The sequence below is a fragment of the Burkholderia crassaminum genome (assembly GCF_964265005.1).
Taxonomy (GTDB): Bacteria; Pseudomonadota; Gammaproteobacteria; order Burkholderiales; family Burkholderiaceae; genus Burkholderia.
Genome location: NZ_OZ183799.1, coordinates 3,339,412 through 3,362,492, shown reverse-complemented (window position 1 = coordinate 3,362,492; position 23,081 = coordinate 3,339,412). Strand labels below are relative to the sequence as shown.

The window sequence follows — 23,081 nt, the reverse complement described above, 5'->3', positions numbered from 1 at the left end:
GCGAATGGAGGAGACAAGGATGACGAACGAATCGCGTGCATTGCCGCTGGCCGGCGTGAAGGTGCTCGATTTCTCGCGCGTGCTCGCGGGCCCGTGGTGCGCGATGGTGCTCGCCGATTTCGGCGCGGAAGTGATCAAGGTCGAGCATCCGGCGCGCGGCGACGATACGCGCGACTGGGGGCTGCGGATCGGCGATACCGAAACCACGTATTTCAACAGCGTGAACCGCAGCAAGCGCTCGATCTGTCTCGACCTGCAGACCGACGAAGGGCGGCGGCTCGCGCGAGAACTGGCCACGCAGGCCGACGTGGTGCTTCACAACTTCAAGTTCGGCGGCGCGGAAAAGCTCGGGCTCGGCTACGACGCGCTGGCCGAACTGAATCCGCGCCTCGTGCACTGCGCGATTTCCGGCTACGACCGCTCGGGCGCCGAGGCCGCGCGACCCGGCTACGACCTCGTCGTGCAGGGTGAGGCCGGGCTGATGGCGCTGAACGGCGAAGCCGGCCAACCGCCGCTGAAGTTCGGCGTCGCGGCGGTCGACCTGTTCACCGGCATGTATTCGGCGCAGGCGATCCTCGCTGCGCTGTACGAGCGCAATGCGACCGGTCGTGGCCGCCGCATCGAGATGGCGCTGTTCGACTGCGGGCTGATGATCACCGCGTACTACGGGCTCGACGCGCTGCTGATGGGCGAGGACCCGCCGCGCTACGGCAACGCGCATCCGTCGATCGTGCCGTACGGCGTGTTCGACGCGGCCGACGGCCCGCTCGTGATCACCGTCGGCAACAACACGCAGTTCGCGCGCTTTTGCGATGCGATCGAGCGGCCCGACCTCGCGGCCGACGTGCGCTACAAGACCAACCTCGGCCGCTCGGAGAACCGCGCCGACCTGCTGCCCGAGATCCGTCGCGAACTCGCGCGCCGGTCGCGCGCGACGCTGCTCGCGGCGCTTGCCGAGGCGGGCATTCCGTGCGGCGAAGTGCTCGGGCTGCATGAAGCGCTGAAGTCGGAACGTGCGACGCGCGCGGGGCTCGTCACGCGGCAGCCGCACCCGGTCGCGGGCGGCGTCGACGTGCTGGCGCCGCCGTACCGGTTCGACGGCGCGCGGCTGCCGGTGCGCGGTGCGCCGCCGGTGCTCGGTGCCGATACGGACGCGGTGCTCGGCGGCTGGCTCGGGATGTCGGTCGACGAGGTCGCGCGGCTGCGTGCGGATCGCATCGTGTAACGCGTTTCTTCCGCCGCGGCGCGGGCGGATCGGGTGACGCGCCGGCCATCTACAAGACAACCCTCGCGAAACGACGAGGGGCCGTGCGGGGACTGGAGTCAGCGCTCGAGCGCCGATTCCGGTCGACCGCAAAGCATGGGACCGGAGTAAACGCTAAAGCGCTAACGCTGGTCGACCGCGAAGCATGGGACCGGAGTAAACGCTAAAGCGCTGACTCTGGTCGACCGCGAAGCATGGGACCGGAGTAAACGCTAAAGCGCTAACGCTGGTCGACCGCGAAGCATGGGACCAGAGTAAGCGCTAAAGCGCTAACTCTGGTCGACACAGGAGACACCATGAAGCTTTCCGTCATCGAATCGGTCACGGCGCGCCGCGACTACCAGCAACTCGTGCGCGCGCGGCGCCGCTTCAGCTTCACGCTGACGGCGCTGATGATCGCCACGTACTACGGCTTCATCCTGCTCGTCGCGCTCGCGCCGCACGTGCTCGCGGCGCCGCTGTACCGCGGCGCGACGACCACGGTCGGGATCGCCGCGGGCGTCGCGATCATCCTGGTCGCGATCGGCCTGACCGCGTGCTACGTGCTGCGCGCGAATCGTGCGTTCGACCGCCGGGTCGACGCGATCCTGCAAAGTTCGTGACGGAGGCCGACATGCGACGCACATCGATCGCGCTCGGCGCGCTTGCCGTTCTCGTTTCCTCCGCCGCCCATGCGGTATCCGTCGCGGGCCCGATGCCCGACAAGGTCGAACTGAACCCGGTCGCGATCGGGATGTTCTTCGCGTTCGTGTTCGCGACGCTCGCGCTCACGCGCTGGGCCGCGCGCCGCACGCGCTCGACGCGCGACTTCTACACGGCCGGCGGCGGCATCACCGGGCTGCAGAACGGGCTCGCGATCGCGGGCGACTACATGTCGGCCGCGTCGTTCCTCGGGTTGTCCGGGATGGTGTTCATGTTCGGCTTCGACGGGCTCATCTATTCGATCGGCTTTCTGGTCGGCTGGCCGTTCGTGATGTTCCTGATCGCCGAACCGCTGCGCAACCTCGGCAAGTTCACGTTCGTCGACGTCGTTGCGTACCGCTTCGCACAGCGGCCGATCCGGCTGCTGACGTCCGCGAATTCGCTGACCATCGTCGTGCTGTACCTCGTCGTGCAGATGGTCGGCGCGGGCAAGCTGATCCAGCTGCTGTTCGGGCTGTCGTACGGCACGGCCGAGCTGATCGTCGGCGTGCTGATGGTCGTCTACGTGTTCTTCGGCGGGATGACCGCGACCACCTGGGTGCAGGTGATCAAGGCCGTGCTGCTGCTGTGCGGCGCGACGCTGCTCGTCGTGCTCGCGCTCGCCGAATTCGGCTTCAGCGTCGACGAGATGTTCCGCCGCGCAGTGGCCGTGCATCCGGGCGCGCTGTCGATCATGGGCCCCGGCAAGCTGATCCGCGATCCGGCCAACGCGCTGTCGCTCGGCATCGCGCTGATGTTCGGCACGGCCGGCTTCCCGCACATCCTGATGCGCTTCTTCACGGTGCCGAATGCGAAGGAGGCGCGCAAGTCGGTGCTCTACGCGACCGGCTTCATCGGCTACTTCTACCTGCTGACCTTCGTGATCGGCTTCTCGGCGATCGTGCTGCTCGCGCAGCATCCGGAATTCTTCAAGCTGGGCGCCAACGGCTCGTTCAACCTGACGCACGACCTGCTCGGCGGCTCGAACATGGTCGCGGTGAAGCTCGCGCAGGCGGTCGGCGGGAACTGGTTCTACGGCTTCATCGCGGCCGTCACGTTCGCGACGATCCTCGCGGTGGTGGCGGGCCTCACGCTCGCCGGCGCGACGACGATCTCGCACGACCTCTACGCGCAGATGTGGGCGCGCGGCAAGCCCGACGAGCGCCTCGAGATGCGCATCTCGCGCGCGGCGACGATCGTGCTGTCGGCGGTCGCGATCGGGCTGTCGATCCTGTTCGAGCATGTGAACGTCGCGTTCATGGTCGGCCTCGTCGCGGCGGTGGCCGCGAGCGCGAATTTCCCGGTGCTCGCGATGTCGATCTTCTGGCGCGGGATGACGACGCGCGGCGCGGTGCTCGGCGGCGGCCTCGGCCTCGGGTCGGCGGTCACGCTCACGGTGCTGTCGAAGTCGGTGTGGGTCGACGTGCTGCATCACGCGCACGCACCGGTGTTCCTCGACAACCCGGCGCTCGTGTCGGTGCCGCTCGCGTTCATCGGGATCGTCGTCGGCTCGCTCGCGGATCGCGGCGAGCGCGCACGGCGCGAGCGCGACGCGTTCGCGCAGCAGGAGTTTTATGCGCAGACGGGGGTGCTGGCCGGCCGCGCCGTGCAGCACTGATTCATCCGATGAATGGCCGCATCCGTCCGAATCCCCGGACGGATATTTTCCGGAAATCCGGAATCCCGGATTTCCTTGCCTGCCGCATTATGAGAAATACAATGAAAACAATGGTTTGAGGGGTTACGGAAACCTGGCATCGACCTTGCGATATAAAGCGCACGGCCATCCCCCGGCCGAACTACTACAGCAAGCAAGGAGACAATCGATGACCACTGCCTTCCTCCCCTGTCGGATGTCCTGAGGCATCGCTTGTTGCGGCACGGCAGCCGCGCAGGCGAATGGCTCTTCCCCTGACATTCGCCTGCGCGCGTGACGCCGTTTCCATCGGCTCATCTACTTCAGCAGGAACCATCGTGAAGAAGAAACCCTTCTACAAAGTGCTCTATGTGCAGGTGATCTTCGCCATCATCGTCGGCGTGATCCTCGGCCACTACTACCCGGCGCTCGCCACCGACATGAAGCCGCTCGGCGACGGCTTCATCAAGCTGATCAAGATGGTGATCGGCCCGATCATCTTCTGTACGGTCGTCACCGGCATCGCCGGCATGGAGGACATGAAGAAGGTGGGCCGCGTCGGCGGCAAGGCGCTGCTGTACTTCGAGATCGTGTCGACCTTCGCGCTGCTGCTCGGCCTCGCGGCCACGCACATCCTGCGTCCGGGCGTCGGCTTCAACATCGATCCGGCGACGCTCGACGGCAAGGCCGTCGCGTCGTACGCGGCGAAGGCGCACGGGCAGTCGACGGTCGACTTCCTGATGCACATCATCCCGAACACGATGGTCGATGCGTTCGCGCAGGGCGAAATCCTGCAGATCCTGCTGATCGCGCTGCTGTTCGGCAGCGTGCTCGCCCACCTCGGCGAGCGTGGCAAGGTCGTCACCGACTTCATCGACGGGCTCACGCGTGTGCTGTTCGGCATCGTGCACATCGTCACGAAGCTGGCGCCGATCGGCGCGTTCGGCGCGATGGCGTTCACGATCGGCAAGTACGGCGTCGGTTCGCTGGTGCCGCTGCTCAAGCTGATCGGCACGTTCTACCTGACGTCGGTCGTGTTCGTGCTCGTCGTGCTCGGCGCGATCGCGCGCTTCACGGGCTTCTCGATCATCCGCTTCGTGTCCTACATCAAGGAAGAGCTGCTGATCGTGCTCGGAACGAGCTCGTCGGAAGCCGCGCTGCCGCAGCTGATGGAAAAGCTCGAGAAGGCCGGCTGCTCGCGTTCGGTCGTCGGCCTCGTCGTGCCGACCGGCTATTCGTTCAACCTCGACGGCACCAACATCTACATGACGATGGCCGTGCTGTTCATCGCGCAGGCGACCAACATCGAACTGACGTGGATGCAGCAGCTCACGCTGCTGGCTGTCGCGATGCTGACGTCGAAGGGTGCGAGCGGCGTCACGGGCGCGGGCTTCATCACGCTCGCCGCGACGCTCGCCGTCGTGCCGACGATCCCGCTGTCGGGCATGGTGCTGATCCTCGGCATCGACCGTTTCATGAGCGAATGCCGCGCGCTGACCAACATCGTCGGCAACGGCGTCGCGACGGTCGTCGTGTCGGCCTGGGAGAAGGAGCTCGACCGCAACAAGCTGCGCCAGGCGCTGACCGGCGGCGGCGAGGTCACGACGACCGAGACGGCCGGCGTCTGATGTCATGAAGGAGCAGGCGGCGGCACCGCCCGCCGGCCGCACGGCCCGCGGCGGCCGAGGCGGGGAGGCGGAGGCCTATGACACAATAGGCGATCCGCATCGCCAGGAAGCCTCGACCGTGACGCGCCGTCTGCTCATTCTCGTCGTGCTTGCCGCCGCGCTCGCCGCGGCGTGCACGCTGACGTGGACGATTACCTGGCGGCGCGGCGTCGCGGAGCTGCAGCGCAACGCCGCGGTGCGCGTCGACCGCACCACCAACGCGCTCAAGAGCACGCTCGACCGCTACGAATCGCTGCCCTATCTGCTCGGCAGCCATCCGTACGTGCAGGACCTGCTCGCCGAGCCTAAACGCGCCGACTACACCGCGCGCGTCAATCGCTATCTCGAAGACCTCAACGAACACGCGCACGCGACCGTCACCTACGTGATCGGCGCGGACGGCCTGTGCGTCGCCGCCAGCAACTGGCGCGCGCCCGAGAGCTTCGTCGGGATCGAATACCGCTTCCGCCCGTATTTCCTCGATGCGATGAACGGCCAGGTCGGCCGCTTCTTCGGGATCGGCACGATCTCGCGCGATCCCGGCTACTACATCTCGCAGCCCGTGTGGCGCGACGGCAAGATCGCGGGCGTCGTCGTCGTGAAGCTCAACCTCGAATGGTTCCAGGGCGCCGATGCGTCCGAGCCGCTCGTCGTCGCGGACGACCACGGCGTCGTGTTCCTGTCGTCGGTGCCTGCGTGGAAGTACCACACGCTGCGGCCGCTGACGGGGCCCGTTGCCGCGTCGATCTACGAGACGCGCCAGTACGCGCAGCAACCGGTCACGCCGTTGCCGCTGCGCATCGAGCAGGTGCTCGGCCCCGATGCGGAGATCGTGCGCCTCGGCGCGGGCCTGCGTGCGCCGCGCTTCCTCGCGAGCAAGCGCAGGATCGGCGAGCCCGACTGGCTGCTCGTCACGCTGGCGCCGATCGCGCCCGTCGACGCCGACGCGCGCAACGCGACGATCGTCACGGGCTTCGGCTTCGTGTCGGTCGCGCTGCTCGCGTTCTACTGGCGGATGCGCCGCGCGCGCGTGCGCGAGATGATCCGCGGCCGCGCGCTGTTGCAGCAGGCGTACGCGGAGTTGAACCGGCGCGTCGAAGAGCGCACGGCCGACCTGTCGGAAGCGAACGAGCAATTGCAGAAGGAGGTTGGCGACCGGATCCGCGCGGAGCAGGAACTGCGCGCCGCGCACGACGAACTGATCCAGGCGAGCAAGCTCGCCGCGCTCGGCCAGATGGCGGCCGGCATCACGCACGAACTGAACCAGCCGCTCGCGGCGCTGCGCAGCTTCTCGGACAACACGCGCGTGCTGCTCGATCGCGGCGAGCAGGCGGCCGCGCGCGAGAACCTCGAGGCGATCGCCGCGCTCACCGAGCGGATGGGCAAGATCACGAACCAGCTGAAGCTGTTCGTCGGCCGCGCGAAGCCGCGCAACGAGCAGGCGCTCGTCGTGCGCGCGCTGCGCAGCGTGCTGTCGCTGCTCGACGAGCGCCTGCGTGGCGTCGCGCTCACGCTGACGCTGCAGGACGCGACCGTGTCGCCCGCGCATGATGCGCCGCTCGACCTGGCGCGCGACTATCCCGAGCTCGTCGCGCGCTGCGAGGACCTGCGCCTCGAACAGGTGCTGATCAACCTGCTCGGCAATGCGCTCGACGCGGTTGCCGGCGTGCCGGCGCCGGCGATCGAGGTGACGATCGCGGTGTCGGCGGCAACGCTCGCGCTCGAGGTGCGCGACAACGGATGCGGCATTGCGCCCGACCTGCTGCCGCGCCTGTTCGAGCCGTTCTTCACGACCAAGGAAATGGGGCGCGGGCTCGGGCTCGGCCTCGCGATCTCGTCGTCGATCGCGAGCGACGCGGGCGGTGCGCTGACCGCGCGCAACGCGCCGTCGGGCGGCGCGCTGTTCGTCTTGACGCTGCGGCGCGCGCGCACGCATCATCCGGACTCCGTGTCCGAGCCGGCGGGCTCGCGCTAGGCGCGCCACGCCGCCCGCCCGATCGGCGCACGATCGGTATCAACGACGCCGCGCGCGCTGCCGCCGCGCGGCCCGTCAGGAGCAAGTGAGTACGATGGCCAACCGGCTGCAAGTGATCTATATCGAAGACGATGCGCTCGTTCGCCGGGCAAGCGTGCAGAGCCTTCAGCTGGCGGGGTTCGACGTCGTCGGCTTCGAGTCGGCCGAAGCGGCCGAGAAGGCGATCGTCGCGGATACCGCCGGCGCGATCGTCAGCGACATCCGGCTGCCCGGCGCGAGCGGGCTCGACGTGCTCGCGCAGTGCCGCGAGCGCGTGCCCGACGTGCCCGTGATCCTTGTCACGGGGCACGGCGACATCTCGATGGCCGTGCAGGCGATGCGCGACGGCGCATACGACTTCATCGAAAAACCGTTCGCGGCCGAGCGCCTGACCGAGACGGTGCGCCGCGCGCTCGAGCGGCGCGAGCTCGTGCTCGAGAACCTCGCGCTGCGGCGCGAGCTGGCCGGGCAGAACGTCGTCGCGCCGCGCATCATCGGTCGCAGCCCTGCGATCGAGCAGGTGCGCAAGCTGATCGCGAACGTCGCGCCGACCGACGCGTCGGTGCTGATCAACGGTGACACGGGCGCCGGCAAGGAACTGATCGCGCGCAGCCTGCACGAGCTGTCGCCGCGCCGCGACAAGCCGTTCATCGCGGTGAATTGCGGCGCGCTGCCCGAGCCGATGTTCGAGTCGGAGATGTTCGGCTACGAGCCCGGCGCGTTCACCGGCGCCGCGAAGCGCCGGGTCGGCAAGCTCGAATATGCGTCCGGCGGCACGCTGTTCCTCGATGAAATCGAAAGCATGCCGCTCGCGCTGCAGGTGAAGCTGCTGCGCGTGCTGCAGGACGGCGTGCTGGAGCGGCTCGGCTCGAACCAGCCGATCCGCGTGAACTGCCGCATCGTCGCGGCCGCGAAGGGCGACATGAGCGAGCTCGTCGCGGCCGGCACGTTCCGGCGCGACCTGCTGTATCGGCTCAACGTCGTGACGATCGCGCTGCCGCCGCTCGCCGAACGCCGCGAGGACATCGTGCCGCTGTTCGAGCACTTCATGCTCGATGCGGCCGTGCGTTACGCGCGGCCCGCGCCGGTGCTGACCGACCGGCAGCGCGCGAGCCTGATGCAGCGCGACTGGCCCGGCAACGTGCGCGAGCTGCGCAACGCGGCCGACCGCTTCGTGCTCGGTGTGGCCGACATGTCGCAGGAGACGGGCGCGAGCGCCGGCGAGGCCGACAACGAGCAGACGCTAAAGGAGCGCATCGAGCAATTCGAGCGCGCGGTGATTGCCGAAGCGCTGAACCAGACGGGCGGCGCGGTCGCCGCGACGGCCGACCGGCTGCATGTCGGCAAGGCGACGCTGTACGAGAAGATGAAGCGTTACGGGCTATCGGCGAAAGGCGAAACCGAGCGCTGAAAAGCAAACGGACCGTAGAACCGGGTTGCCCGGTCGTACGGTCCGTTTGTGCGTGAAGGGCGCGGCGTGCTGCCCTTCGAGCCGGATCCCGGATCTGGCGGCGCTCAGGCCGCGTTGCTGCCGAGCGCCTTCTTGAGCAGTGCGTCGAGTTCCGCGAACTGCGGTGCGCCGACGTAGCGCTTCAGGATCTTGCCATCCTTGTCGACGACGAAGGTCGTCGGCGTGAGCTGCACGTTGCCGAACTGCTTCGCGACGCTGCCGTCGTCGAGCGCGACCTTGAACGGCAACTGGCGCGTCTGCGCGTAGTTCGCGACGTACATCGGCGGATCGTAGTTCATCGCAACCGCGACGAATTCCAGCCCCTGACCCTTGAAGCGATTATAGGTATCGACCATCTGCGGCATTTCCTGCATGCAGGTCGCGCAGCTCGTCGCCCAGAAGTTCACGAGATAGACCTTGCCTTTCAGGTCGCCTGCGGTCGAGACCTTCTGGCCCGACAGCAGCGTGAACGTGGCGTCCGGCACGCTGGACTTGCCGTTGAACGCGAAGAAGCCGGCGACGGCGATCGCCGCGACGACGACGGCGGCGACGATGTAGCGGACGGGGCCGGCGCTGCGGCGGGCGGGAGGCGTGGTGTTCATCTGGTGCTCTCGGAGTCGGTCGATGACGCGGATCAAAGCAAAGGACATCGAAATTCGGCGCTCATTTTAGCGCGAATGCGGCGTGAGCACCGACGGCGGCCACACATCCCGGATTTCACGTTCGGCGGATAATGCCCGTTTTGCCTGCCCGATCCACGCCATGCCGAAGGAAGTCACCGATTCGTTGCGCCCCCTTTTTCGTCCGCTGCGACACTTCGCCGCGCTCGCGTGCGTGAGCGTCGTGCTGGCCGCATGCTCGCCGTCGTACGACTGGCGCACGCTGCACAACGACGCTGGCTACACGATTGACCTGCCGGCGAAGCCGACCGTCGAGCAGCAGCCGGTGGCGATCGGCGGCGCGTCGATGCCGATGCGGATGCAGGCCGCGCACGTGGACGGCGCGGTGTTCGCGGTCGGCACGCTGACGCTGCCCGACGACCGCGACGACACGCGCCGCGCGGCGCTCGAATTCCTGCGTGCCGGGCTGTCGCGCAACCTCGAAGGCGCGCCGCAGACGGCTTCGGTGCCCGTGCCGCTCGCGGCCGGCGGAGCAGTGAACGGGCTCGAGCTGCGCATCGCGGGCGCGGCTGCCGGCGGCGATCGCACACGCAAGACGATCGTCGCCCGGCTCGCTGCACGCGGCCGGCACGCGTACCAGGCCGTCGTGATTGCCGACGGGCCGCTTGCACAGGAGCAGCTCGACCAGTTTTTCGGGTCGTTCAAGCTCGACTGACAGCGGGCGGCGAGGGCGCCGGGACACTCTGTGACAACTGAAAGTTCATTCGCAGCTTTCGGCGCTAGTCGTCGGATTTTGCGAGGTTTTTTCGACTATCCACAGCGCATGTGGATAACTTTGTTGAAAAGTCGCCCGGATTTCCCGCCAAGCCGCGCGGGACGGCCTTCCGGCCCGTTTGGTCGCGCGCTCGTGTTTTGAGAAAAATCAATTAAAACAACGAGATACGGATTCCGTGCTGCAAAGGCCCCGCCGAGCCTTGATCCGGGGCCGGATTCGCGAAATTGTGCATAAGTCAAGTCTTGACAGCCGGATTTTGTCCTCCGAGGGCGCTCACAGCGCCGTCAGCGCGCGCCGGTAGCGGATCGCTTCGGCGATCTGCGCGGCCGTCGGCAGCGGGTCGCCGGCCAGGTCGGCGATCGTCCGCGCGACCTTCAGCACGCGGTAATACGCGCGCGCCGACCAGCCGAAGCGCTCGCCGGCTTCGCGCAGCAGCCGTTCGCCTTCATCGGTCGGCCGGCACAGGTCGTCGGTCTCGCGGCCGCTCAGCATGTGATTCGTCTTGCCCTGCCGGCCGAGCTGCAGCGCACGCGCGTGCGCGACCCGCGCGGCCACCGCCGCGCTCGGCTCGCCGGGCGCCGTCGCGCGCGACGCGAGTTCGGCCGGCGATAGCGCGGGCAGGTCGATCTGGATGTCGATGCGATCGACGAGCGGCCCCGACAGCTTGCGCAGGTAGCGCGCGGCGACATCCGGCGTGCAGCGGCAGCGCCCGGACGGATCGCCGTGCCAGCCGCACGGGCATGGGTTCATCGCGGCGATCAACTGGCATGCGGCCGGGAAATCGGCCTGCTGCGCCGCGCGCGAAATCGTGATCCGGCCGGCTTCCAGCGGCTCGCGCAGCATTTCGAGCACGTGCCGGTCGAATTCGGGCAGTTCGTCGAGAAACAGCACGCCGAGATGTGCGAGCGTGATTTCGCCCGGTTGCGGCGGGTTGCGGCCGCCGACCAGCGCGGCGGCGCTCGACGAGTGATGCGGTGCACGGAACGGCCGCCGGCGCCACTGCGCGGGTGAAAAGCCGAGGCGGCTTGCAGAGAGGAGCGCCGCCGAGGTCAGCGCCTCGTCGTCGGTCAGCGGCGGCAGGAGGCCCGGCAGCCGTGCGGCCAGCATCGACTTGCCGGCACCCGGCGGCCCGACCATCAGCATGTGATGGCCACCCGCGGCCGCGACTTCCAGCGCGCGGCGGGCGCCGCGCTGGCCGACCACATCGGCGAGATCGGGGGCGGCCGGCATCGGCAGGCCGTCGAGGCACGGCGCCGCGACCGGTGCGAGCCGGCCGTCAGGCACCCCGGCGAGGTGAGCGCACAACGCGGGCAGGTCCGGCGCGCCGAACACGGTGACGCCCGGCACGAGCGCCGCCTCGGCGGCGCTGGCGAGCGGCAGGTACAGCTCGGGGGCGTTTGACGCGGCGGTGGCGCCCGGCTCCGGGCCGGCCCCTTGGCCACCGTTGCTCGAACCGGAAAGCGCGCCGGCGCGCCAACCGGAAGCCGCGCCGCTTTCCGCGACCTGCCAGTCCCGCGCCAGCCCGCACGCCATCGCGAACGCACCGCGCATCGGCCGCAGCGCGCCCGTCAGCGACAGCTCACCCGCGAATTCGCGGCCGGCCAGTGCGTCGGCCGGGATCTGGCCGTTCGCGGCGAGGATGCCGAGCGCGATCGGCAGGTCGAACCGCCCCGACTCCTTCGGCAGGTCGGCCGGCGCGAGGTTGACGGTGATGCGGCGCACGGGGAATTCGAAGCCGCAGTTCTGCAGCGCGGCACGCACCCGCTCGCGGCTTTCGCGGACCTCGAGATCGGGCAGGCCGACGATCGAGAACGACGGCAGCCCGTTGGCGAGATGGACTTCGACGGTAACGTCCGGCGCACGGCCGGAGGCGGGCGCGCGGCTGCGCACCACGGCGAGCGACATGGCGAGGCTCCTGTAAACAAAACGGACGGGCGACGGCCATTCGTGACCGTGTGCCGCGGAAATCGGAGGAATCGGTGCGCGCTTGCCGGCGTGGCGCGGGAAAAGAACGAGGGACTGCGAAGAGCGAGGGGCTACGAAGAGCGGGGGGGCTGCGAAGAACGAGGGACTGCGAAGAGCGAGGGACTGCGAAGAGCGGGGGGCTGCGAAGAACGAGGGACTGCGAAGAGCGAGGGACTACGAAGAGCGAAGGGCTACGAAGAACGAGGGACTACGAAGAGCGGGGGACTACGAAGAGCGATGAACAGCGAAGAGCGGGGATGCTGCGGAGAACGACGGACGACGAACGGCGGCAGGGCGACTTCAGGGCTTCGGAGGCGGCGGGCGCGGGCCGCACGAGGCGGCCCGCGCCCGGACCTTGCGGCCGGGTGGGGCGTCAGGCTTGCGGTGCGGCGAGCTTCTGCTCGAGTTCCGCAACGCGCTTTTCGAGTTCCTCGAGGCGCACGCGGGTGCGGGCGAGCACTTGCGCCTGCGTGTCGAATTCCTCGCGCGTGACGAGATCGAGTTTCGAAAAGCCTTGCGACAGCATGGCCTTCACGTTGCGCTCGACGTCCTTGGCCGGCGAGTTTTTCAGCAGATCGCTGACGCGCGACTGCAGATCGTTGAAAACGTCGCTGGGTTGCTTCATGTGATTCCCCTTCCTTGCACAAAAAATGTGCATCTTCAGTTGCGTACGTGCCCATGATGCACGCATGACCGGAAATGGTGCGCCCGGAGCGCGAATTCCGGGCATGGCGCCCGCATGGGTGAATGCCCCGGCGATCCGGGACGTGCGTGCACTCTAGCAACGATCCTTTCGCCGCGCCAGCAAACCGGGCCACGTTGGCCATTCGGCCGGGCTTCCGTACCTTACATCACGGGATGCGACCCCTTGATGAAGCCCTTTGAAACGGTGCTCGAACCGACATGGCATGCGAGTTGCTGAGGAGAGTCCGTTACAACATTCCAACCAATTCGACGGGACAACCCAGCGAGAGGACTTCATGAAACTCATTACCGCAATCATCAAGCCGTTCAAGCTCGATGAGACGCGCGAGGCGCTGTCGGCGCTTGGCGTCTCGGGCATCACGGTCACGGAGGTGAAAGGGTTCGGGCGGCAGAAGGGGCACACCGAGCTGTACCGCGGCGCCGAATACGTGGTCGATTTCCTGCCGAAGATGAAGATCGAGGCAGCCGTGTCCGACGATCTCGTCGACCAGGCGGTCGAGGCGATCGAGCGGGCCGCGCGCACCGGCAAGATCGGCGACGGCAAGATCTTCGTCACGGCGATCGAACAGGTGATCCGGATTCGCACCGGGGAGACCGGCGCAGACGCGCTGTAACAGAACACACAAGACAAGCGACAAGAGGAAACCCAAGATGCGCAAACTTCTGATGTCCCTGCTGATGGCCGGCTCGCTGATCGCGGCCGGCGTCGGCTCCGCGCTCGCCGACGACGCGGCGTCCGCCGCGGCTGCGTCCGCGCCCGCCGCAACGGCTTCCGACGCCTCGGCTGCCGCCGCTCCGGCCGCTTCGGCCGCTTCGGCGCCGGCCGCAACCGATGCCTCCGCCACGGCCGCAGCCGCCGCACCGGCTTCGGGCGCCACCGACGCGTCGGCCGCCGCCGCCGCTTCGGCACCGGCCGCACCCGCCGCGCCGACCGCGCCGTTCTCCGTCGATTCGTCGAAGATCAACTCGGGCGACACCGCGTGGATGCTGACCTCCACCGCGCTCGTGCTGTTCATGACGATCCCCGGCCTCGCGCTGTTCTACGCGGGCATGGTCCGCAAGAAGAACGTGCTCGCGACCGTGATGCAGAGCTTCGCGATCACCGCGCTGATCACGGTGCTGTGGACGGTGGTCGGCTACAGCCTCGCGTTCACGCCGGGCAACGGCTTCATCGGCGGCCTGTCGCGCGCGTTCCTGCACGGGATGAACTACATCCACGGCGACAAGGCGACCACGCTGACCGTCAGCCACCTGGCGCCGACGATTCCGGAGACGGTCTACTTCGTCTACCAGATGACGTTCGCGATCATCACGCCGGCCCTGATCTGCGGCGCGTTCGCCGATCGCATGAAGTTCTCGGCGATGCTGGTGTTCATGACGCTCTGGTCGCTGATCGTCTATGTGCCGATCGCGCACATGGTGTGGGAGCCGACCGGCTGGCTGTCGTCGGACGGCGTGCTCGACTTCGCGGGCGGCACGGTGGTGCACATCAACGCCGGTATCGCAGGCCTGATGTCGTGCCTGGTGCTCGGCAAGCGCGTCGGCTACGGCCGCGAATCGATGGCGCCGCACAACCTCGTGCTGACGATGATCGGCGGCTCGATGCTGTGGTTCGGCTGGTTCGGTTTCAACGCGGGCTCGGCGGTCGCGGCTGACGGCCGTGCCGGCTTCGCGATGCTGACGACGCAAGTCGCGACGGCCTGCGCGGCGCTCGGCTGGATGTTTGCCGAATGGGTCGCGAAGGGCAAGCCGTCGGTGCTCGGCATCGTGTCGGGTGCAGTCGCGGGCCTCGTCGCGATTACGCCGGCGGCCGGCTTCGTCGGCGTGACGGGCGCACTCGTGATCGGCATCGCGGCCGGCGTCGTGTGCTTCTGGTCGGCGACGTGGCTCAAGTCGAAGCTCGGCTACGACGATTCGCTCGACGCGTTCGGTGTGCACGGCGTGGGCGGGATTCTCGGCGCGCTGCTGACGGGCGTGTTCGCGGTCAAGGACATCGGCGGCGCCGACGGCAGCCTGCTGCTGCAGGCCAAGGGCGTGCTGATCACGCTGGTGTACAGCGGCGTGCTGAGCTTCGTGCTGCTGAAGGTGATCGACATGACGATGGGCTTGCGCGTGTCGGAAGAAGAAGAGCGCGAAGGCCTCGACGTGATCCTGCACGGCGAGCATGTCGAATAAGTCATAAGGATGACCGGCGGGCCGCCGCGACGACGGCGCCCGCCATGAATGAGCGCAGCGACTTCGGCCCGCCCACCCGGCGGGCTTTTTTTCTCCTGCCGGCTGCTGCCGTAGCGCATAACCCTTCGCGCTATCGGGTCAATAGCCGAAAACTTCCTCCAAACCCTTGCGAAGCCGGGAACAATCCCCAAATGGGCGGGGCAATTGCTCTACAATCTTCATTCTCCCGCTCGCGAGTGATTCATGGTTCCCCACCTCGTTACCGCGTTGAACGGTCCGCTGCTCGAACTCGAGCAGAAGATCCTCGACGCGACGCCTGCGATCGAACGCTGGTTCAGGCTCGAATGGCAGGAACATACCCCGCCGTTCTATTGTTCGGTGGACCTGCGCAACGCCGGCTTCAAGCTGGCGCCCGTCGACGCGAACCTGTTTCCCGGCGCGTTCAACAATCTGCCGTCCGAAGTGCTGCCGCTCGCCGTACAGGCCGCGATGGCCGCGATCGAGAAGATCTGCCCGGACGCGAAGAACCTGCTCGTGATTCCCGAGCTGCCGACCCGCAACGCGTTCTATCTCGAAAACGTCGCACGCCTCGCGACGATCATGCGCCAGGCCGGCCTGAACGTGCGCTTCGGGTCGCTCGACCCGAGCATCACCGACATGACGCCGATCACGCTGGCCGACGGCCAGAAGATCGTGCTCGAACCGCTCGAGCGTTCGCAGCGCCGCCTCGGCCTGAAGAATTTCGACCCGTGCTCGATCCTGCTGAACAACGACCTGTCGGCCGGCATCCCGGGCGTGCTGGAAAACCTGCACGAGCAATACCTGCTGCCGCCGCTGCACGCGGGCTGGGCCGTGCGCCGCAAGTCGACGCACTTCTCGTGCTACGACGACGTCGCGAAGAAGTTCGCGAAGATGGTCGGCGTCGATCCGTGGATGGTGAATCCGTATTTCTCGCACGTGGAAGGCGTCGACTGGCAGGCGCATGAAGGCGAGCAGGCGCTCGCCGAGTCAATCGACAGCGTGCTGAAGAAGATCGCGCGCAAGTACCGCGAATACGGGATCAGCGAGAAGCCGTACGTCGTCGTGAAGGCCGACGCGGGCACGGCGGGGCGCGGCGTGATGACCGTGCACGACGCGGCCGAGATCGGCCGCATGTCGAAGGCCGAGCGCGCGCAGATGGCCGAGTCGAAGGCCGGCCTCGCGGTGCGCGACGTGATCGTGCAGGAAGGCGTCTATACGTTCGAGCGCGTCGGCGACGAAGTCGCGGAGCCCGTCGTGTACATGATCGACCGCTATGTGGTCGGCGGCTTCTACCGCACGCACGCCGGCCGCGAGCGCGACCAGAACCTGAACGCGCCCGGCATGCACTACGTGCCGCTCGGCTTCGAGCACACCGCGCTGCCGGACGCCGGCGCGAAGCCGGGCGCCGCGCCGCCGAACCGTTTCTACATGTACGGCGTCGTCGCGCGGCTGTCGCTGATCGCGTCGTCGATCGAACTGGAAAAGACCGATCCCGAAGCCATCCAGGTGTAACGGACCTTCGCTACGTACAGGACCTCATGGACATTCTCTTTATCGCCGACCCGCTCGAGCGCTTCAAGATCTACAAGGATTCGACCTACGCGATGATGGCCGAGGCGGCGCGGCGCGGGCATGCGGTGTACGCGTGCGAGCCGAACCACCTCGCGTGGACGGGGTCGGCCGTCGAGGCCGACGTGCGGCGCATCACCTTCGTCGGCGAACCGGACGACCTGCATCGCGAGACGTGGTACGAGGCCGGGCTTGTCGAGGCGCGCCGCCTCGAATCGTTCGGCGCGGTGCTGATGCGCAAGGATCCGCCGTTCGACATGGAATACGTGACGTCGACGTGGCTGCTCGAGCTGGCCGAGCGCGCCGGTGCACGCGTGTTCAACAAGGCGCAGTCGATCCGCGACCATTCGGAGAAGCTCGCGATCGGCGAGTTTCCGCAGTTCGTCGCGCCGACGCTCGTCACACGCGACGCGAAACGGCTGCGCGCGTTCCACGCCGAGCACGGCGACGTGATCCTGAAGCCGCTCGACGGGATGGGCGGGATGGGTGTGTTCCGCGTGAAGCCGGACGGCATGAACCTCGGCTCGATCATCGAGATGCTGAGCCACGACGGCACGCGCTCGGTGATGGCGCAGAAATTCATCCCCGAGATCAAGGCCGGCGACAAGCGCATCCTGCTGATCGGCGGCGAGCCCGTACCGTTTTCGCTCGCGCGGATTCCGCAGGGCAGCGAGGTGCGCGGTAATCTGGCTGCTGGCGGGCTGGGTGTCGCGCAGCCGCTGACGGCCCGCGATCGTGAGATCGCCGAAACGCTCGGGCCCGTGCTCGCGGCACGCGGGTTGCTGCTGGTCGGCCTCGATGCGATCGGCGACTGGCTGACCGAGGTGAACGTCACGAGCCCGACGTGCTTCCGCGAGATCATGGAGCAGACGGGCTTCGACGTCGCCGCGATGTTCATCGACGCGCTGGAGCGTGCGGCCGCGTAGGCCGTCTCCCGCGTAACCCCGGCGGCGGCCGCGCAGGTCCCCCGTCGCCGGAGCAGTTCGACCGGCCTGCTACAATGCCCGCTTGCCCGGTGCCGCGATCGCGCACCAAAGGCCCGGCGGTCGGGCCGAAACTGTTGCAAGGCTGAACATGGAACGTTTCCCACACTCGCTACGCTCATTGCCCCGCCGCGGGGTATCGGCCCGCCAGGGGCGGCCGGGAGCGATCTGACATGGCCGGGATCCTGATCATCGCGCACGCCCCGCTCGCCACCGCGCTGCGGGACTGCATCGCGCACATCTACGGCGGCGTGCCCGCCCGCATCGGCTGCATCGACGTGACGGCGGACAGCGATCCGACCCAGGTGATGGCGTTCGCGCACGCGGAGCTCGCTCGGCTCAAGGAAGAGAACGGCGTGGTCGTGCTGACCGACATGTACGGCGCGACGCCCGCGAACATCGCGGGCCAGCTTGCCAAGATCGACAACGTGCGCGTGCTCGCGGGCGCGAACCTGCCGATGCTCGTGCGGGCCGTCTGCTACCGCACCGTGCCGCTCGACAAGCTGGTCGACAAGGCGCTGTCCGGCGGCGCGAAGGGCGTCCACGAGGTGTCGTCCGGTACGCCGCCGCCGCCGACGGAAACCGGCTGCGGCCAGTGCGCACCGATTCCGCCCGAACCGCAGCCGCGCACCGAGTCGCACTGATTTCCCGTTTTCCGTTTTAGACAACACCGCCGACGCGCGCCGCCGGCGGCTCCGACCGACCCGACCGAGAATCATGCTTCAACAAGAAACCACCATCGTCAATAAATTGGGGCTCCATGCGCGCGCATCGGCCAAGCTTACGCAACTGGCCGGCAACTTCCAGTCGGAAGTCTGGATGACGCGCAACGGGCGCAAGATCAATGCGAAGAGCATCATGGGCGTGATGATGCTGGCGGCGGGCATCGGCAGCACCGTGACGATCGAGACCGAAGGGTCCGACGAGCGGGAAGCGATGGACGCGCTGCTGAAACTGATCGCCGACAAATTCGGCGAAGGCCAGTGATCGCCACGCGGGATCGTTGCCGTTTCCAGCCAGAATGCCGCGGATCTCGCGGCATTTTTTTCGCCGGAAGCATTGATGCGGAATGCGCAATGCTGCGGTGCATGCAGTCAGCGGGGGCGCGCGGAATTTATAATCGCTAACCGGGGTCATAAGCGCATCGCAGCAGTGTGCCGCGGCTTTACTTGTACAGAGGAGGTGCGCGTGTCCTTCACGCTGCATGGCATTCCCGTCTCACGTGGTATCGCGATCGGGCGAGCGTACCTGATCGCGCCGGCGGCGCTCGACGTCGCCCATTACCTGATCGACGCAAACCAGATCGATGCCGAGGTCGAGCGCTTCCGCACGGCACTCGAAGTCGTGCATCACGAACTCGAGGCGCTGCGCGCTGACCTGACCGACGATACCCCGAGCGAAGTCGGCGCATTCATCGACGTTCACGCGATGATCCTGAGCGACGAGATGCTCGTGCAGGAAACCATCGACCTGATCCGCGCGCGCCGCTACAACGTCGAGTGGGCGCTGACCGAGCAGCTCGAGCTGCTCACGCGTCACTTCGACGACATCGAGGATGAATACCTGCGCGAGCGCAAGGCCGACATCGAGCAGGTGGTCGAGCGCGTGCTGAAGGCGCTCGCCGGCGCACCGTCCGCGTCGCAGGCACTCGACCGCGCGGCCAGGAACGGCACGAACGATATGATCGTCGTCGCGCACGACATCGCGCCGGCCGACATGATGCAGTTCAAGTCGCAGTCGTTCCAGGCGTTCGTCACCGACCTCGGCGGGCGTACGTCGCACACGGCGATCGTCGCGCGCAGCCTCGGCATTCCGGCCGCGGTCGGCGTGCAGCACGCGAGCGCGCTGATCCGCAAGGACGACCTGATCATCGTCGACGGCGACCAGGGCATCGTGATCGTCGATCCGGCGCCGATCGTCCTCGAGGAATATTCGTACCGGCAGTCCGAGAAGCTGCTGGAGCAACGCAAGCTGCAGCGTTTGAAATTCTCGCCGACGCAAACGTTGTGCGGCACCAAGATCGAGCTGTACGCGAACATCGAACTGCCCGACGACGCGAAGGCGGCCGTCGAGGCCGGCGCGGTCGGCGTCGGGCTGTTCCGTTCCGAATTCCTGTTCATGCATCAGAAGGAGATGCCGGAGGAGGAAGAGCAGTTCGCCGCGTACAAGCGGGCCGTCGAGTGGATGAAGGGCATGCCGGTGACGATCCGCACGATCGACGTCGGCGCGGACAAGCCGCTCGAGGCGCTCGACGAGGGCTACGAGACGGCGCCGAACCCCGCGCTCGGCCTGCGCGCGATCCGCTGGAGCCTGTCCGAGCCGCAGATGTTCCTCACGCAGCTGCGCGCGATCCTGCGCGCGTCCGCGTTCGGCCAGGTGAAGATCCTGATCCCGATGCTCGCGCACGCGCAGGAGATCGACCAGTCGCTCGACCTGATCCGCGAGGCGAAGCGCCAGCTCGACGACGCGGGGCTCGCGTACGATCCGAACGTGCGCATCGGCGCGATGATCGAGATCCCGGCCGCGGCGATCGCGCTGCCGCTGTTCCTGAAGCGGTTCGATTTCCTGTCGATCGGCACGAACGACCTGATCCAGTACACGCTCGCGATCGACCGCGCCGACAACGCGGTCGCGCATCTGTACGACCCGCTGCATCCGGCCGTGCTGCACCTGATCGCCTATACGTTGCGTGAAGCGAAGCGTGCGGGTGTATCGGTGTCGGTGTGCGGGGAGATGGCGGGCGACCCGGCGCTCACGCGCCTGTTGCTCGGGATGGGGCTCACCGAGTTCTCGATGCACCCGAGCCAGCTGCTCGTCGTGAAGCAGGAGATCCTGCGCGCACACCTGAAGGCGCTCGAAAAGCCGACGGCCGACGTGCTCGCCGCGTTCGAGCCGGAGGAAGTGCAGGCCGCGCTGCAGCGGCTGTCGGTCGCCGAGCCGCGCGCGGACGCGGCCGCGTAGGCGAGCGCGTCGCCGCTCGAACGGTAGCGAAGTGTCAACACGCATGCGCCGGCTGGCGCATGCCCGTCGCGCGTCAGTGCCGGCCCCCGCACACGGGGCAGTCGGCCTGGCGCGCGATTTTCATTGTCGTCCATTCCATCCGCAGCGAATCGAGCATCATCAGCCGCCCGTTGAGCGTTTTGCCGATGTCGCCGATCACGCGCAGCGCCTCGGCGGCCTGCATCGCGCCGATGATCCCGACCGTCGGCGCGAACACGCCCATCGTCGCGCATGCGACTTCCTCGAACGGCTGGTCTTCCGGAAACACGCACGCATAGCAGGGCGCGGCCGGGTCGCGGAAATCGAACGTGCTGATCTGGCCGTCGAAGCGCAGCGCGGCGCCCGACACGAGCGGCACGCCGTGCGCGACGCACGCGCGGTTGATCGCGTGCCGCGTCGCGAAGTTGTCGGTGCAGTCGAGCACGACGGTCGCGCGCGGCACGTGCGCGTCGAGCCATGCGTCGTCGACACGCTCTGCGACCGCTTGCACCGTCACCTCGGGGTTCAACTGCGCGAGCGCGTCGCGCCCCGATTCGACCTTGCTGCGGCCGACCGATGCCGTCACGTGCAGGATCTGCCGCTGCAGGTTCGTGAGATCGACCGTATCGGCGTCGACGAGCGTGATCGTGCCGACGCCCGATGCCGCGAGGTACATCGCGGCGGGCGAGCCGAGGCCGCCCGCGCCGACGACGATCGCGTGCGCATCGAGAAAGCGCTGCTGCGCCTCGATGCCGATTTCGTCGACGAGGATGTGACGGGAGTAGCGAAGGAGTTGATCGTCGTTCATGGGGAGTCGTGGGCGAGGCGGCGTACGTGTCGTTATTTTAGGCGCGCATGAAAAACGGGCCATCGCGGTCTTCCCGCGATGGCCCGTCGGATGCCGGCCGGCGCTTACTGCGGTGCCGACGCGGGCTTCGGTGCGGCGGCCTTCGCGCCCGACGCCTTCGCGGCGGACGTGGCCTTGCCGGCCGGGCTCTTCGTCGCGCTCTCGGCGAGCAGCGACTTCGATTCCTGCACCGGCTTGCCTTCGAGCTTGTTGAGCGCCTGCTGCATCATGAAGTCGTCGGCGCTGCCGAACTCGATCGGCTTGCGATCGCGGTCCTTCTGGCGCTGCTCCGGCGTCTTCTTGTCGTTCTGCTCTTCGAGGATGCGCAGCTGATCCATCCGGCGCTGCTCGCGGTCTTCCTGTTCCTTCTTCTCGTTCGGATCCTGCGTGTTCGCGAGGTGGTTCGAGTAGTCGACCTCGCGCGTCACGAGCACGTCGTCCGGATCGCCGTCCGCGTACTGATCGACCGGCACGTCGGGCGTGATGCCCTTGTTCTGGATCGAACGGCCGCTCGGCGTGTAGTAGTACGCGGTGGTCAGGCGCAGCGCGGTGTCGGCCGTCATCGGGCGGACCGTCTGCACCGAACCCTTGCCGAACGTCGTCTTGCCCATGATCTGCGCGCGCTTCGAATCCTGCAGCGCACCGGCGACGATTTCCGACGCCGACGCCGAATAGGCGTTCGTCAGCACGATCATCGGCACCGTCTTGAAGACCGGCGGCAGATTCTTCAGCGGATCGCCGTCGAAGGACGGCAGGCGATAGTTGTCGTACGTATCGCGGTAGACCTGCTTCGAATCGGCGATCTGGCCGTTGGTCGACACGACGACGGAGTCGGGCGGCAGGAACGCGCCGGCCACGCCGACCGCGCTCTGCAGCAGGCCGCCGCCGTTGTTGCGCAGGTCGAGGACGAGGCCCTTCAGGTTCGGCTGCTGGCGTGCGATGTCCTGCAGCTTCTGCGCGAGATCGGGCGTCGTGCGCTCCTGGAAGCTCGTGATGCGGACATACGCATAGCCCGGATCGAGGATCTTCATCTTCACGCTCTGGACCTTGATGATCGCGCGCGTGACCGTGACCGGGAACGTGCGGTCGTCGCTCTTGCGGAAGATCGTCAGCGTGACCTTGGTGCCCGGCTCGCCGCGCATCTGCTTCACGGCCTTGTCGAGCGTCATGCCGCGCACCGGCTTGTCGTTGATGCGCGTGATCAGGTCGCCCGGACGGATGCCGGCGCGGAACGCGGGCGTATCTTCGATCGGCGAGATCACCTTGACGAGGCCGTCTTCCTGCGAGATCTCGATGCCGAGACCCGCGAAGCGGCCCTTCGTCTGCTCCTGCAGCTCGTCATAGTCGGTCTTGTCGAGGAACGACGAATGCGGGTCGAGGCTCGACACCATGCCCTTGATCGCGGCCGTCAGCAGCTTCTTGTCGTCGACCGGTTCGACGTACTCGCGCTTGATCTGTCCGAAGACTTCCGCGAACAGGCGGAGCTGGTCGAGGGGAAGCGGCGCCGTGGCGGTCTGCTCGGCCGATGCGGAAACCTGCAGCGTGGCGAACACGCCCGTGGCGAGGCCCGCGGCAATCAGGCCGATGTTCTTCAATTTCATTCGCATAGAGATCTGGTGCGGTCGGGAAGCGCGTGGCGGTAGCGGGGATGTAGCGGACAAGTATAACTGTTCGTCCGATAACTCAGTGGAACGGCGCGAAAAGCGTCGAAAAGGGCCCCGGGGAAGGCC

General features: G+C 67.4%; 19 protein-coding genes. 14 read left to right on the top strand and 5 right to left on the bottom strand.

Features of this window, described 5'->3' with window-relative positions; translation table 11 throughout:
- Positions 1–19: 19 nt before the first annotated feature.
- From ACPTTF_RS15605 to ACPTTF_RS15580, 6 genes are all read left to right on the top strand, one after another.
- A complete protein-coding gene (locus ACPTTF_RS15605) occupies positions 20–1,225 on the top strand; it encodes a CaiB/BaiF CoA transferase family protein (RefSeq protein WP_423371653.1) in 1,206 nt (401 codons plus the stop codon).
- A 335-nt stretch (positions 1,226–1,560) separates the two neighbouring features.
- On the top strand, positions 1,561–1,866 hold the full coding sequence (locus ACPTTF_RS15600) for a DUF485 domain-containing protein (RefSeq protein ID WP_166965156.1): 306 nt from the start codon (positions 1,561–1,563) through the stop codon (positions 1,864–1,866).
- An 11-nt stretch (positions 1,867–1,877) separates the two neighbouring features.
- Complete coding sequence (locus ACPTTF_RS15595; RefSeq protein WP_423371652.1) at positions 1,878–3,563, top strand: cation acetate symporter; 1,686 nt, start codon at positions 1,878–1,880, stop codon at positions 3,561–3,563.
- A gap of 356 nt (positions 3,564–3,919) precedes the next feature.
- Complete coding sequence (locus tag ACPTTF_RS15590) at positions 3,920–5,209, top strand: dicarboxylate/amino acid:cation symporter (RefSeq protein ID WP_423371651.1); 1,290 nt, start codon at positions 3,920–3,922, stop codon at positions 5,207–5,209.
- 4 nt (positions 5,210–5,213) lie between these two features.
- Positions 5,214–7,223, top strand: coding sequence for a sensor histidine kinase (locus ACPTTF_RS15585; RefSeq protein ID WP_423371650.1), 2,010 nt, complete (start codon positions 5,214–5,216; stop codon positions 7,221–7,223).
- Between the two features lie 94 nt (positions 7,224–7,317).
- On the top strand, positions 7,318–8,673 hold the full coding sequence (locus ACPTTF_RS15580; RefSeq protein WP_423371896.1) for a sigma-54-dependent transcriptional regulator: 1,356 nt from the start codon (positions 7,318–7,320) through the stop codon (positions 8,671–8,673).
- 104 nt (positions 8,674–8,777) lie between these two features.
- Here the strand turns inward: ACPTTF_RS15580 and ACPTTF_RS15575 are convergent, their stop codons facing one another.
- Complete coding sequence (locus ACPTTF_RS15575) at positions 8,778–9,314, bottom strand: TlpA disulfide reductase family protein (RefSeq protein ID WP_166965148.1); 537 nt, start codon at positions 9,312–9,314, stop codon at positions 8,778–8,780.
- Between the two features lie 160 nt (positions 9,315–9,474).
- On the opposite strand from ACPTTF_RS15575, the gene ACPTTF_RS15570 reads away from it, so the two are divergent.
- Positions 9,475–10,047, top strand: a complete 573-nt coding sequence (locus ACPTTF_RS15570) for a hypothetical protein (RefSeq protein ID WP_423371649.1) — start codon at positions 9,475–9,477, stop codon at positions 10,045–10,047.
- A gap of 333 nt (positions 10,048–10,380) precedes the next feature.
- Here ACPTTF_RS15570 and ACPTTF_RS15565 read toward each other — a convergent pair whose 3' ends face one another.
- Together ACPTTF_RS15565 and ACPTTF_RS15560 are read right to left on the bottom strand one after the other, a co-directional pair.
- Positions 10,381–12,012, bottom strand: a complete 1,632-nt coding sequence (locus tag ACPTTF_RS15565; RefSeq protein ID WP_423371648.1) for a YifB family Mg chelatase-like AAA ATPase — start codon at positions 12,010–12,012, stop codon at positions 10,381–10,383.
- 433 nt (positions 12,013–12,445) lie between these two features.
- Positions 12,446–12,697, bottom strand: a complete 252-nt coding sequence (locus ACPTTF_RS15560; RefSeq protein WP_006489451.1) for an accessory factor UbiK family protein — start codon at positions 12,695–12,697, stop codon at positions 12,446–12,448.
- Between the two features lie 355 nt (positions 12,698–13,052).
- Between ACPTTF_RS15560 and ACPTTF_RS15555 the strand changes: the two genes are divergently transcribed.
- The 7 genes from ACPTTF_RS15555 (at position 13,053) to ptsP (ending at position 20,486) form a co-directional block, all read left to right on the top strand.
- The gene (locus ACPTTF_RS15555) at positions 13,053–13,391 is read left to right on the top strand and encodes a P-II family nitrogen regulator (RefSeq protein WP_027789049.1); all 339 of its coding nucleotides are present in this window, start codon (positions 13,053–13,055) and stop codon (positions 13,389–13,391) included.
- Positions 13,392–13,428: 37 nt separating this feature from the next.
- The gene (locus ACPTTF_RS15550) at positions 13,429–14,952 is read left to right on the top strand and encodes an ammonium transporter (protein WP_423371647.1); all 1,524 of its coding nucleotides are present in this window, start codon (positions 13,429–13,431) and stop codon (positions 14,950–14,952) included.
- A gap of 243 nt (positions 14,953–15,195) precedes the next feature.
- Positions 15,196–16,485, top strand: a complete 1,290-nt coding sequence (gene gshA, locus ACPTTF_RS15545) for a glutamate--cysteine ligase (RefSeq protein ID WP_166965139.1) — start codon at positions 15,196–15,198, stop codon at positions 16,483–16,485.
- Between the two features lie 26 nt (positions 16,486–16,511).
- On the top strand, positions 16,512–17,468 hold the full coding sequence (gshB, locus tag ACPTTF_RS15540) for a glutathione synthase (RefSeq protein ID WP_423371646.1): 957 nt from the start codon (positions 16,512–16,514) through the stop codon (positions 17,466–17,468).
- 230 nt (positions 17,469–17,698) lie between these two features.
- The gene (locus ACPTTF_RS15535) at positions 17,699–18,169 is read left to right on the top strand and encodes a PTS sugar transporter subunit IIA (RefSeq protein ID WP_166965136.1); all 471 of its coding nucleotides are present in this window, start codon (positions 17,699–17,701) and stop codon (positions 18,167–18,169) included.
- A gap of 73 nt (positions 18,170–18,242) precedes the next feature.
- On the top strand, positions 18,243–18,512 hold the full coding sequence (locus ACPTTF_RS15530; protein ID WP_031401331.1) for an HPr family phosphocarrier protein: 270 nt from the start codon (positions 18,243–18,245) through the stop codon (positions 18,510–18,512).
- Positions 18,513–18,713: 201 nt separating this feature from the next.
- Positions 18,714–20,486 carry a phosphoenolpyruvate--protein phosphotransferase gene (ptsP, locus tag ACPTTF_RS15525; protein WP_423371645.1) on the top strand — a complete coding sequence of 591 codons (1,773 nt, stop codon included), beginning with the start codon at positions 18,714–18,716 and terminating at the stop codon, positions 20,484–20,486.
- Positions 20,487–20,559: 73 nt separating this feature from the next.
- Here the strand turns inward: ptsP and ACPTTF_RS15520 are convergent, their stop codons facing one another.
- Both ACPTTF_RS15520 and ACPTTF_RS15515 read right to left on the bottom strand, forming a co-directional pair.
- A complete protein-coding gene (locus ACPTTF_RS15520; RefSeq protein ID WP_423371644.1) occupies positions 20,560–21,312 on the bottom strand; it encodes a HesA/MoeB/ThiF family protein in 753 nt (250 codons plus the stop codon).
- Positions 21,313–21,416: 104 nt separating this feature from the next.
- Positions 21,417–22,958 (bottom strand): S41 family peptidase, encoded by a 1,542-nt coding sequence (locus ACPTTF_RS15515; RefSeq protein WP_423371643.1) that lies wholly within the window; start codon positions 22,956–22,958, stop codon positions 21,417–21,419.
- Positions 22,959–23,081 lie beyond the last annotated feature (123 nt).